The organism is Mesorhizobium sp. M0074 (assembly GCF_040322975.1).
In the GTDB taxonomy this organism is placed as follows: Bacteria; Pseudomonadota; Alphaproteobacteria; order Rhizobiales; family Rhizobiaceae; genus Mesorhizobium.
Genome location: NZ_JAMYUM010000016.1, coordinates 85,067 through 96,596, shown reverse-complemented (window position 1 = coordinate 96,596; position 11,530 = coordinate 85,067). Strand labels below are relative to the sequence as shown.

General features: G+C 59.5%; 14 protein-coding genes. 8 read left to right on the top strand and 6 right to left on the bottom strand.

The window, feature by feature from the left end; translation table 11 throughout:
• Nucleotides 1-16 precede the first annotated feature (16 nt).
• The gene (locus NKJ73_RS21535) at nt 17-301 is read right to left on the bottom strand and encodes a hypothetical protein (RefSeq protein ID WP_352455538.1); all 285 of its coding nucleotides are present in this window, start codon (nt 299-301) and stop codon (nt 17-19) included.
• Between the two features lie 602 nt (nt 302-903).
• Here NKJ73_RS21535 and NKJ73_RS21530 point away from each other — a divergent pair.
• The 3 genes from NKJ73_RS21530 to NKJ73_RS21520 are packed head-to-tail and all read left to right on the top strand — an operon-like array spanning nt 904 to nt 1,890.
• Entirely contained in the window at nt 904-1,050 is a 147-nt protein-coding gene (locus NKJ73_RS21530; RefSeq protein WP_352455539.1) for a hypothetical protein, read from the top strand.
• Between the two features lie 41 nt (nt 1,051-1,091).
• Entirely contained in the window at nt 1,092-1,580 is a 489-nt protein-coding gene (locus tag NKJ73_RS21525) for a cupredoxin domain-containing protein (protein WP_352455534.1), read from the top strand.
• Between the two features lie 25 nt (nt 1,581-1,605).
• Nucleotides 1,606-1,890 (top strand): copper-binding protein, encoded by a 285-nt coding sequence (locus tag NKJ73_RS21520; protein ID WP_352455535.1) that lies wholly within the window; start codon nt 1,606-1,608, stop codon nt 1,888-1,890.
• 30 nt (nt 1,891-1,920) lie between these two features.
• Here the strand turns inward: NKJ73_RS21520 and NKJ73_RS21515 are convergent, their stop codons facing one another.
• The 4 genes from NKJ73_RS21515 to NKJ73_RS21500 all read right to left on the bottom strand — a co-directional run bounded on the left by NKJ73_RS21515 (nt 1,921) and on the right by NKJ73_RS21500 (nt 7,227).
• Complete coding sequence (locus NKJ73_RS21515; protein ID WP_352455540.1) at nt 1,921-2,289, bottom strand: hypothetical protein; 369 nt, start codon at nt 2,287-2,289, stop codon at nt 1,921-1,923.
• Between the two features lie 631 nt (nt 2,290-2,920).
• Nucleotides 2,921-4,147, bottom strand: a complete 1,227-nt coding sequence (locus NKJ73_RS21510) for an efflux RND transporter periplasmic adaptor subunit (protein ID WP_352455541.1) — start codon at nt 4,145-4,147, stop codon at nt 2,921-2,923.
• A gap of 3 nt (nt 4,148-4,150) precedes the next feature.
• On the bottom strand, nt 4,151-6,514 hold the full coding sequence (locus NKJ73_RS21505) for an ABC transporter permease (protein WP_352455628.1): 2,364 nt from the start codon (nt 6,512-6,514) through the stop codon (nt 4,151-4,153).
• Between the two features lie 5 nt (nt 6,515-6,519).
• Nucleotides 6,520-7,227, bottom strand: a complete 708-nt coding sequence (locus tag NKJ73_RS21500) for an ABC transporter ATP-binding protein (protein ID WP_352455542.1) — start codon at nt 7,225-7,227, stop codon at nt 6,520-6,522.
• Nucleotides 7,228-7,529: 302 nt separating this feature from the next.
• Between NKJ73_RS21500 and NKJ73_RS21495 the strand changes: the two genes are divergently transcribed.
• The 5 genes from NKJ73_RS21495 (at nt 7,530) to NKJ73_RS21475 (ending at nt 10,634) form a co-directional block, all read left to right on the top strand.
• Complete coding sequence (locus NKJ73_RS21495) at nt 7,530-8,174, top strand: CBS domain-containing protein (protein WP_352570955.1); 645 nt, start codon at nt 7,530-7,532, stop codon at nt 8,172-8,174.
• A gap of 23 nt (nt 8,175-8,197) precedes the next feature.
• Nucleotides 8,198-9,559 (top strand): glucoamylase family protein, encoded by a 1,362-nt coding sequence (locus tag NKJ73_RS21490; RefSeq protein ID WP_352455544.1) that lies wholly within the window; start codon nt 8,198-8,200, stop codon nt 9,557-9,559.
• 260 nt (nt 9,560-9,819) lie between these two features.
• Nucleotides 9,820-10,011, top strand: coding sequence for a hypothetical protein (locus tag NKJ73_RS21485; RefSeq protein ID WP_352455545.1), 192 nt, complete (start codon nt 9,820-9,822; stop codon nt 10,009-10,011).
• 48 nt (nt 10,012-10,059) lie between these two features.
• Nucleotides 10,060-10,374: a hypothetical protein gene (locus tag NKJ73_RS21480; RefSeq protein WP_352455546.1), complete on the top strand. Its 315-nt coding sequence runs from the start codon at nt 10,060-10,062 to the stop codon at nt 10,372-10,374.
• A gap of 2 nt (nt 10,375-10,376) precedes the next feature.
• A complete protein-coding gene (locus NKJ73_RS21475) occupies nt 10,377-10,634 on the top strand; it encodes a hypothetical protein (protein ID WP_352455547.1) in 258 nt (85 codons plus the stop codon).
• Between the two features lie 311 nt (nt 10,635-10,945).
• On the opposite strand, the gene NKJ73_RS21470 is transcribed toward NKJ73_RS21475, so the two are convergent.
• Complete coding sequence (locus NKJ73_RS21470; RefSeq protein ID WP_352455548.1) at nt 10,946-11,392, bottom strand: pyridoxamine 5'-phosphate oxidase family protein; 447 nt, start codon at nt 11,390-11,392, stop codon at nt 10,946-10,948.
• Between the last annotated feature and the right edge of the window lie 138 nt (nt 11,393-11,530).

Sequence of the window (11,530 nt, the reverse complement as noted above, 5' to 3'; positions counted from 1 at the left end):
TGCGGTGTTGGTCCTGCTACCGGCCCGCCCAACTGGCGCGCTGGCGGGGGCTCCCGCCCTGCCACGATGAGGGGCTCACAGCTTCGACTCGGTTATAGGGGGAATCGGTCTTCTCGATATCGCCATTGTCGAGCACTTGGGAAGATATGTCGGGGTTGGATGCCGATTTCGTGGTTTCGCCCGTCGATCCATGGCCGTGCAAGACCTCGCCGATGCGCGGGCTTGTCGAGTTCGTGCCGCTGTTGGCGACACCGGTCGTTGCGGCGAAGACAATCAATGCATATCCGATAGTGTGTTTCATGGTTCAGTCCTCTTGTCGAAAGTGAGCGTTCCAACGCTCAGCAACAACAGGCTATCGGGTCGAATTCACGGGCACCTTCGCTCCGATTTACATTTTTGTGATTCTCATGCGTGGCCATGACAAAAGCAAAGTCCGGAAGGTCAGCTTATGAAATGGCACATGCTGCTGGCTGACACAGTTTCTTTGCGGGGATGCATGTCTATCCAATTATCCAATGATGCTTCAAAGGCAAAAGGGCGCGCGCGGAACCAGACATCAATGAAAACGAATGTTTGACTGTCGCGTCTGCTTGAGGCGCTGGGAGATTGCCGCACACGGGGTTGCCTGGGTCGTCCACTATTCCGTTCCTGAGAGATCTGCATCGAGGTCGACAACCACCCGCGGGTGGCCACGAGCCATACGCAAGCCTTACAAAAATGTATGAAAAATGTTGTGGCGCATGGTGTCGTCGAGCAATAGCGTTCTTGCAACGGCCTTCGCTCGCGAGTGCGCGAACCTCGGTTTGAAACAAGATCCTAGCATCGTCGGAGATGTCGCTCGACACCCCGTCGGCGCCATGTGGATGTTGAGCTCGATACCAGAAAAGCGAGAAACTGGCATCGATGGCCACAAGTCGCATTACACGATCCAACGTGGTGGATCACGATGTGCCGACGGTGTTCGGCCTCGATAAGTCGAACGTCACCGACAAGGTACGGCGGGTCCGGCCCGAATACATGGCCCCGGCAGCGCACGGCAAACAGGGATGAGAACCGAACCTCGCAACCTCAACAATGAGAGAAAGTGCAGCATGAAACGTATGATCGTAGCGGCCGTTTTGACGGCGCTCAGTTCCGGAGCCGCTCTTGCCGGTGGAAGCCACGCCGGAGGCCATGGCGGTAAAGCCGCCACCATGCCGATCGGCAACCCTGGCGAGGCGAGCAAGGCAAAGCGGACTATCAACATCTCGATGTCGGAGAAGGACGATGGAAAAATGTTGTTCCAGCCGGCCGTCCTCAAGGTGAGGAAGGGCGAGACCGTTCGCCTGAAGTTCGTCAACAAAGGCCAAGTCGACCACGAGTTCGTCATGGACGTCCATGAGGGGATCATGGAGCACAAGGCGCTGATGGAGAAGTTCCCCGAGATGGAGCACGCCGATCCCAACGCGATCCGGCTGGCGCCCGGCGCCAGAGGCGAGATCATCTGGACGTTCGCCAATGCCGGCGAATTCGGTTTCGGCTGCCTTGTGCCGGGTCACTACGATTCCGGCATGAAGGGCGACATCAGCGTCGCCAACTGAATTCGAAAACACAAAGGAAGCAGTCATGACACTATTGGTAAAGACACTCTCAACGCTCGCGCTCGTTCTCGCCATCGGCGGGAGCGCGCTTGCGCAGGAATACGTGAAGGGCGAAGTCATCAAGGTCGACGCCAAACAGCAGAAGCTGACGATTAAGCATGGGCCGCTGACCAATCTCGACATGCCAGCGATGACGATGGTGTTCGTCGTCGCCGAGCAGGGCCTGCTCGACAAGGTCAAAACGGGTCAGGCGATCGAGTTCACAGCCGATCGCGTCAACGGACGCATCACGGTCACCGGTATCAAGTAACCCGGTCGAGCAATGCCATGGGTACGGAAGTCAGGATGAAGGTGCCGGGCAGAAAATCCTCCAGAGATTTTCTTTCCAGTCGTCACGTGCGGAGCGGCTCAGAGGCATCTCTATGGGATATTTTCGCGCACCTACGCTCACATATGCCGGATAGTTACAGCGAACTTGTGCACGGTGCCTGCCGCCATCTTCATACCTGATGGCGCCGTTCGCGTCCGTCTCGACTAGGCCAATAGCGACGTCAAAGTCATAGTCCCCATATAGCGAGACATTGTTGTTCACGACGCTGAGCTGGACCGACGTGGCATCTGGAAAACTAGCTGTGTAAAAGATCAGCTGCTCCGCCGCCATCGAGGGCGGAGTCACCAACACGCCGGCAAATAGTGCAATGGCGCGCATTTTCCTCCTTCCAAGGTTCCAAGGTCAGACTATCACCTCTCGCGTCAATGTTCGAATCGAATGTCCATGTCGGCGTTGGCGGAGACGTTCAGAGGCTGGATAGTCCTCGTCGCCTGCAGCGCACAAGGCGGCTGGCAGGCTCATTATGCGGGTGCTAAGCACAATGTCTTTGCGCGGCGATAGACTCCGCAAGAACAAACTACTTGTTCTTGCATGGCCTTAAAGAGATCATAGCATGAGTAGAAGCGTTGGCGATCCTAGGCTTTGTGAGCGGTTTCACAAGAAGATCAGGAGACACTATCGACCGGTCCCGTGGTAGCAAAGCTCGACCTCAACGGCCGATATGCGGCGCATGCCCGCTCGTCAGCCTTGGGCTGATTGCGACAGGTTGGCTTTAGGCGGGGACGACACATGAGAGCTGGCCGACATTCAGGTCATCACGACGATGTCGTGACCTGACCCGAGGCATCGTTGCTACTCACCGGAGGGACGCCGCGAGAGGACTAAAAAGAAGACGTTCAAACATAATCCGTCGAAGTGCCGTCTCGCCATAAATGTCGTCCTTTGTTGTCCACCCGCCAGTTCCCGCTGGTTGCCGCCTTTCCCATCGACTTTGCCGTTCCGACACTAGCTATTGAGAGTATTGGACATCGCGCTCCGCGACGGTCACGCCGTCCGTGACCCTGTCGCTCGGGTGCAGTACCACGCGATCGCCTGGGGCAAGGCCCAACAGAACCTCCGCCGTACGGCTGTTTCGCTGACCGATCTTGATGATAGATACCCGTGTATGGCCGTCCCTTACCGCGAATACCGCCCAGTCGTCTCCTTGTCGGAACAGGGCAGCCACCGGGACGGCCAGGATGTCATCGCCCTTCCAGATCGTGACATGCACGATCACGCGGTAATCATGTCCTAGCCCCGACCACTTCGCCGGAGGGTCGGTGAAGTCGATCGTCGTGCGGACCCGTTGTTCCTCGATGCCAAGGGCTGAAACCTTGGTGAAGCCCGCCGGATCGACGCGGGAGACGCGGCCCTGGACCGGCAGTCCACCCCAGTTGTCGATCCAGACCGGCGCGCCTTGCTTTATGCGGACAGCGTCGGTCGACAACAGGTCCGCGACGATTTCGAGATCGAGCGGGTCGCCGATTTCGATCAGCGGTGCACCGGCTTGGACTACCCCTTCGCTCTCCTGAATGATCTTCAGCACGCTGCCTGCCACGGGAGCGCGCAACTGTATGCAGCAGGCGGGATCTGGCTCCGGCGCGGTTCCCGACTGCTCACCAAGCCGGGCTGCAACGCTGTTACGCTCGTTTCGGCGGACCTCGAGTTGGGCTTTCGCACTGGCAAGCGCTGCTTCATTGGTCTCAACGTCGAATTTGGCTGTGTCGAGAACCTTTAGGGAGATCGCTTCTGTGCGCGCCAGCGCCTCCGCCCGCCCCAACTCCGTTCTCGAAAATACAAGCGCAGCCTCGATCCGGCGCATTTCGGCTGCCGCAAGGTTTACCGTCGCATCGGCCGCAGCCAGCGCCGCCAGCAGTTCCTCGTGGGTGCGCGCATCGTGAAAGCTCGGCAGTGTCGGCTGCATCACAGCCACGACGGTTTCGTCCTTGGTGACCTGATCTCCCACGTGACGCGGCGGAGAGATGCGCAGGACTTTGCCGGCGATGGGAGCCGACACTGTATAGACGTGGCGCACGCGCGTTTTCGCTTCGTCGTCGATCGTGACTTCCATGGAACCTTTCGTCACCGTTGCAAGATCCACTGCAATCGGCCGCGGCCATGCGAACCAGACGGCGCTGGCGCCCAAGATGGTCAACGCTGCAATGCCCAACGTTCGCTTCATCCAGATCGTGCGCATGGTTCAATCTCGTGTCTTGAGAACGGTGACAAGGTCCAGCTCGTTGAGCCTTCGGCGAACGACGAGCGCAGAAAGCACGGCCGCGGCGATCACAATCGTGCTGGCGAAGACGTAGGTGGGTTGCTCGACGATCAGGCGCACCCGCATCAGTTCGCCGGCCAGGTTCTTCTGCATAATCCAGGCAAGACCATAGCCAATGAGCCATCCAGGCGGCTGCGCGATCAATGTGAGCAGGGCGAGTTCCAATAGGAGGATGCGCAACACTTCACCCCGGGTGAAGCCAAGGACGCGCAAGCTGGCCAACTCCCGCGCCCGTTCGGAAAGCGAGATCCGGGCGCTGTTGTAGACGACACCGAACGCTATGACGGCAGCCAGCCCGGTGTAGATGCTGGCCATTGTCGTGATCAGCAAGGCAACCAGTTTGCGGAAATTCGCAAGCGAGACGCGCTGCAAAGCCAGGCCACCGACAATCGGCATGTCCTTGATGGCAGCATAGAACGCTTCACGGCTGGTCTGGTCGAGGCTGACATTGACGCTGTTCAGTGACGGCGCTTCGCGCATCAGGCGCGCGAGCGTGTCTGAATCCATCATCCCGCGGATGCCGAAGTAGTCTTCGACCCGGGCTGCCACAGGGACGACAACGGTCCGCCTTGTTCCTTCCAGCAAGTCGAGCTCGACGGGATCGCCAACCCTCACTCCCAGGATACTCGCAAGCATGCTCGAAATCGCCAGACCCCCTTCTGGCAGGCCGACCGGCCGCAGGTCGACATCAATGATGCGGTTGAGATCGGCGTTACGCGGCCTGCCGCTGATCATGATGCGGCGCTGAACGTTGCCGTTCCTTATGCGGACGGGGACCTCGCGGTACGGCTCCGCGGCGAGAACGCCCGGAAGCCGTGCTATCTGAAGGACGACGTCGAGCGGGCGTCTTTCCACGAAACTGACGGTGGCGTCCTGTCGGTCGGCCAGGAAATACGTCACGTCGATCAGGTGCTCCATCGCATCGCCCGTGAAAAGGGAAACGATCAGGATGGCTGTCGCCAGTGCAATTCCGAGCGTCGTGAACAACGACCTGACTGGATGACGAGTGATGTTGCGCAACATCATCGTGGTCGGCTGCGACATCAACCTGTCGACTTTGAAGCTCGCAGGCAGCAGTCTGCGATAGCGCTGGGGCGCCGGCGCCTGCATCGCGACGGCAGGCGCCAATCGCACGACCTCGCGAAGCGCGCGCACCGCCCCGATGATTGCAGCCGCCAGACTGAGGAAGGCGGCGATGACGTAGAGGTCCGGGCTCTTTGTGAAGACGAGGAACGGAAAGTGGAAAAAGTCGCCGAACAGACCGGTGATGCGCATCCCCAGCCAAGTGCCCGCTGCGCTGCCGATTACAATGCCGATCATCACGATGACGGTGATGAATTTGAGGTAGTGCATGACGATGCTGGCGTTGTTGTATCCCAGCGCCTTCATGAGCCCGATCTGCTCGCGTTCCAGAGCTACGAGCCGGCTCAGTGTGAGATTGACCAGGAATGCCGACACCAAAAGGAAAATCGGCGGCAGCGTCCGACTCATGTTGTTGAGCATATCGAGTTCGTGGTTCAGCCAGGCGTGCGAAGTCTGGTCCTTGCGCCCGTAGGCCGCTCGTCCGCCATAGCGCTCAAGCAGGGCGTCGAGGCGCATCATGACCTCACTCTCGGACGCGCCCCGCAGCAGCTTCAACGACACGGACGAGAACGCATCATCGAGATCGTAGGCGCTGGCGAGCGCTTTTTCCGACATCCAGATGAGGCCGAAGCGGCGATCGTCCGGCATGATGTCGCCTGGCCCGACCGCGTAGATGAACTCGGGAGACAGCGCGATCCCGACAATCGTCAATTCACGTTTCCGGCCGTTCAATATTGCCGAGAATCGGGCCCCGGGCTGAAAGCCGTGGGACAAGGCAAAGCCCTCGTTGACGACGACCTCTTCGGCGCGTCCGGGCTCCGGCATGCGACCAACACGCATGTAGAGCAGGTTGAGCGAAGCCTCCTGGGTTTCGGGCAGGGATATGACTTCACCTGTCGCCGGCTCCAGATAACCCGATATGTCAAGCAGCACGAGCTTGGCAATTCGTGTGTCGACCGAAGCAACGCCGGGAATCTCGGCAATCCGGTCGACAAGCGTTTTTGGCGCGCGGCTTACCGAAGCAAAGACGTCGGCGAAGCGGTAGCGTTCGTAGTAGGCAGTGCGCGTCTCGTCGAGGGAACGGTAGGATCCGACGGCGAGGATGAGCGTCGCCACGCCTCCGGCAATGACGAGGGCGATGGCAAGCGCTTGCGCCCAGAGCCGCCCGAAGTCGCGGAGGAGCTTGATGTCCAGCGCGCCCATCCTGTTCACCAGACAAGTTCCGCAGCAGTCCGGCGAACCTCGTTTTTGCGGATTCTGGAGATCTGCCCGTCGGCGAAAAACAGCACGCGGTCGGCGACATCCTGGATGCTGGCGTTGTGCGTGATGATGAGTGTCGTGGTGCCAAGCTGGGCATTGATGCCGAGCAGTGCCTCGATTACCCGGATGCCTGTCTTGGAATCCAGCGCGCCTGTCGGCTCGTCGCAAAGCAACACGTCCGGGCGCTTGGCGATGGCACGGGCAATGGCCACGCGTTGCTGTTCGCCACCGGACAATTGAGCCGGGAAATGGTGCATCCTCGGTTCAAGCCCGACTAGCGCCAAAGCCTCCTCCGGGCGCATCGGATGATCGGAAATCTCCGTGACGAGAGCGACATTTTCATAAGCGGTCAGGCTGGGGATCAGGTTGTAGAACTGGAAAACGAACCCGACGTGCTGCCGCCGATAGGCAGTCAGCCCCCGATCATCGAGGTTGGTCAGTACCTGGTCCCTGAAGAACAACTGGCCGCTCGTGGCGTGGTCAAGCCCGCCCATGATGTTGAGCAGGGTCGACTTCCCGCTGCCCGACGGTCCAAGCAGAACGACCATCTCTCCCGCCGCGATCTCAAGATCCAGCTTACGCAACGCAAGCACTTGCGTCTCGCCCGACGTGTAGGTTTTGGTCAGCGCTCTTGCGGTGAAGACAGTATCAGCCATGGCCGCCAGGGATCGCATGTTCGAGGCACTTGTCGCGTCGGCGCAGACATCAATCCGCGAGGTCGCATGGCACAGTCACCCGTCGAGGTGAGCGCGACATTGATACAAATCAAAACCGCTTCGGGGGCGGTCATGTGTTCCGGTAGCCGCTCGACATGTTGTGGGAGCAGTCGAGTCGCCCGCACCGGTCGGTTCGGAACCGGCATTGACTTGCCTCAAAGAGGTCGGCGGCATTTACGGTACGATGCCGCCGATTGGCGCTCGGGCGCCTGTTCACTTGAACTGAGCCAAGGATGAGGCAGATGAAAGCAAAGGATGTAATGAGTCCAAACATTGTTGCCGTGTCGCCTGACCACAGCGTAAGACATGCAGCGCGGATCATGCTGGATCATCGCATCAGCGGCATGCCTGTCGTCGATGACGAAGGCCGCCTGGCTGGAATTGTGAGCGAGGGTGATTTCCTGCGCAGGTCAGAACTGGGTGCCCCAGTATTTCCGATAGGTGCACCGCGCAGCTATGTGAAGGGCCACAGCTGGAAAGTGGCGGATCTGATGACCTCGGATGTCATCGTGGCGGACGAGGAAACCCCGATAGCGCGAATTGTTGCGCTGATGCAGGAGCACGGCATAAAGCGCATTCCGGTGATGAGAGGACAGCGTCTGGTCGGCGTCGTCAGCCGCGCCGATCTTCTGCGCGTCGTCGTTGCGACGAGGTTTGACGACGCTACGGCGGCAGGTGACGATGCGATCCGGCGCAGCATTCTTACACGGCTGCGAGAGGACGCAGGGGTCGAAGCAGACGCGTTAACGCTTATGGTGACTGATGGCCTGGTGCATTTTTCGGGTGCGGTCAGATCGCAGAGTGAACGGGATGCTGTGCGCGTGGTTGCCGAAGGCGTCAGGGGCGTCAAAGGTGTGTTCGACCATCTGTGTCTGGCGCATCCGTGAACAGCGGGGGGGAACGCACCGCGATGCGAGCGCATTCTCCCGAGACCAACAGCGTCGCGAACACCTCAGCCATGCAAGACGATCTTGCGGCCCTGCAGCGGGAGACATTCGATTACTTCATCCATGAGGCGAACCCCGCCAACGGTCTCATCGTGGACAAGACCGAGGCGAATTGGCCGGCAAGCATCGCGGCCACCGGCCTTGCGCTGGCATGCTATCCAGTGGGCGTCGAGCGCGGGTTCATGACGCGAGCCGCGGCTGTTGAACGCACTTTGACAACGTTGCGCTTCTTCTGGAACAGTCCACAGGGCCTGGAACCGGACGCCACGGGATATCGCGGCTTCTTCTACCACTTCCTGGATATGCAGACCGGCCGACGGGCCTGGCAATGCGAGTTGTCGACCATCGACAGCACGTTGCTGCTGGCTGGCGCGCTGGCTGCAGGGCAGTATTTCGACGAAGAGACCGAGGCCGAAGCCGAGATCCGCGGCTTAGCGGAAGCGCTCTACCACCGGGCCGACTGGCGCTGGGCACAGGACGGGGGAGACACCGTAACCCATGGCTGGACTCCTGAGCACGGGTTCCTGAAATATCGCTGGCAAGGCTACGACGAAGCGCTCTTGCTCTATGTCCTGGGACTAGGTTCGCCGACACACCCTTTGCCCCCGAGCAGCTACACTGCGTGGACCGCGACCTTCCGATGGGAGACCTGTTACGGCTACGATTACCTCTATGCGGGACCGCTGTTCATCCACCAGCTCTCGCACGTATGGATCGATTTTCGTGGCGTGCAGGATGCCTTCATGCGCTGCAAAGGAAGCGACTATTTCGAAAACAGCCGACGCGCCACCTTCGTCCAGCAGCGCTACGCCGTGGACAATCCGCGTGGATTCGAGGGTTATGGCGAAAACTGCTGGGGCATCACCGCAAGCGAGGGTCCCGGCCCTTCGACACTCAACTTGAACGGCATCGAGCGCCGGTTCGAGGGCTATGTCGGGCGCGGTGTTCCTTATGGTCCCGACGATGGCACGCTCGCCCCGTGGGCTGTCGCGGCATCCTTGCCGTTTGCTCCTGAAATCGTCCGACCGGCGATCAGCTTCTGCATCCACCAGGCCAAGCTCAAGGCCGCCAAGGCCTATGGCTTCAAGGCGGCCTTCAACCCGACGCATCCGGGGACATTCGGCAACGCCTTTGGATGGTGGGTTTCGCCTTGGCACTTCGGCCTCAACGAAGGCCCGGTTGTCCTGATGATCGAGAACGACCGCAGCGGCCTCTTGTGGCTGCTGATGCGCTCGTGCCGGTACATCCGCAGCGGCTTGCAACGGGCGGGGTTCGAGGGCGGCTGGTTGAGGGAGCTTGAACCAGGTCCGGCACCAACTGCTTGATCGGCTTGGCCGCGGGCGAATGAACAAAGCCCTGAAACAGGGGAGCGTCGTAGTCACGACCTTTCCTTTGGCGAAGCGTTCCCGGACAATTCGGCGCCGGCCCCGGCCAGCAAACCGCTATGGAAATCACGTTCGACGGATGCGGGATCGAATCCGTGCTCGCGACCTTATTGGCACCGGCCGCCAATAGCTGCGGCTAGGTGCCTTGGATAACGAAGCAGGAAATGAAGCCACAAAATATCGCAAATTGATTCCAGTCTATGACAGTATTCCACGGCATGGGGTTTGGGGCGCTGTTCATGCTGGCGTTTTCGGCGGCGCTTGCCGAACTTTATCGAATGTCTGCGCCTGGAGCCCCATCCATCCCAAGCGCCAGAGAACACAATCTGCTTTTGCTTTATCTCTCGATAATGGTCTTCCTTGCCTGGGGTGCGGTGCTGTCGGGTGCCTAGATAGTGTATCCGTGCTATCGATCGGCGGTGCCCCCAGGGGTTACCGATTTGGCGGACTATCCAAAATTTCTGCTGACCTCCAACCCGAAGACATCCGCGTGGCATAGCTTGGGGATGGAGTGGAAAGAACACGTGGCTTGGCTTGCGCCAATTGCCATGACGATGGTCGCCTATGTCTTCGCCAAATACGGACCGGCTTTGGCCAGGCAGAAAGAAATCCGCACGGCCGTCATCGGCTTCGCGGTTGTTGCCTTCGTGGCGGCTGGTGTAGCGGGTGCTTTCGGGGCGTTTCTCAACAAATACGCCCCGGTTCGTGGTGGCGCGATGATTGAAATCATCGCCGGTGAACAGGAGGGCGAATAGTCATGGCCAATATCAAGCCTATCAGGCCTGACGAGATTCCCAACGGTCCCGGTGCGGCCGCCATCCTGGCCGCTGGAATTGGATCTGCCGCTATGGGGATATTCGCCTTGGCCGGCGATGCCTTTACATCACTCAACCACTTTTTCACGTTTTATACACCAACCGGCGCCTTGTCCGGCGTCTCGACCAGCGCAGTCATCGTCTGGTTGATTGCCTGGTTTATCCTTTCGCGCAGGTGGGCCCAAAGAACGTGGAAATGACAAAGGTCCTTTCTGTGTCCTTCGCGTTGCTGGCGGTAGGCGTATTGCTAACGTTCCCGCCTGTCATGGACCTCATCCAGGGCAGGTAGAGAAGAAACTTCCTTGAGTTGGGCGCGGGCATGGTCCATCGAAAGCGGCCAAGTTCGCGCGATCTATAGCTTCCCCTTGCCACCGGCACACGTTCGCGATCATCGGCGCCGATCGAAATGTCGAGCTGAGAATTCAAAGGCTGAAAACGATCGGCCCGGCGCAATCCACTGTCAGCCAGGTGCTTGCGTTCCGTGCAACGCGTCAATCTACCGGAAAACAGCCTATTCTATTGCCTCCCGGCCCGAAATTTCTTCTACGAGAATCCGGAAGAAAACGTGCGGTGTGCTGTCTGACACGGGAGGTGTGATCGGCCTGAGCGCGCCAGGCTCCCACCAGTCCGTGTGCTTGCTCAACACTGCCCATGCATGACCGCGTTGAAACTCGTGGCCGGTCCGGTCACTCAGTTCTTCAAAGCGGCCGTCGACAATGACGCTTCTCCATCCGCGTCCTTGGCCGTGTTCCTCGACCTGGGCGCACACCAAGGGATTGGCTCTCATCCACTCGATCTTCTTGCCTAGCAAGGAAAACGCGTAGAGGTGAGTGTCAGCGTAGGCGTAGTTGAAACACACGACGTAGGGTTGCCCGTCCTTCGCGCATGCCAAGTGGCCAATACGATTGGCCGCTAGCAACTTCGTACATTCCAGTGAAGACAGCGTGCGGATCAGCATCGATGCGATCTCCTGTTTTTTGTATTTCACATCCTGGCAGCCGCACTCGCAATGACGTGGATCAAACTGCTGCGTCCGCTCGGTCGGCAGGGCTCGACCGCGCCTCGGAATGTGCGCGCGCCAATGGCAGCGGCAGCT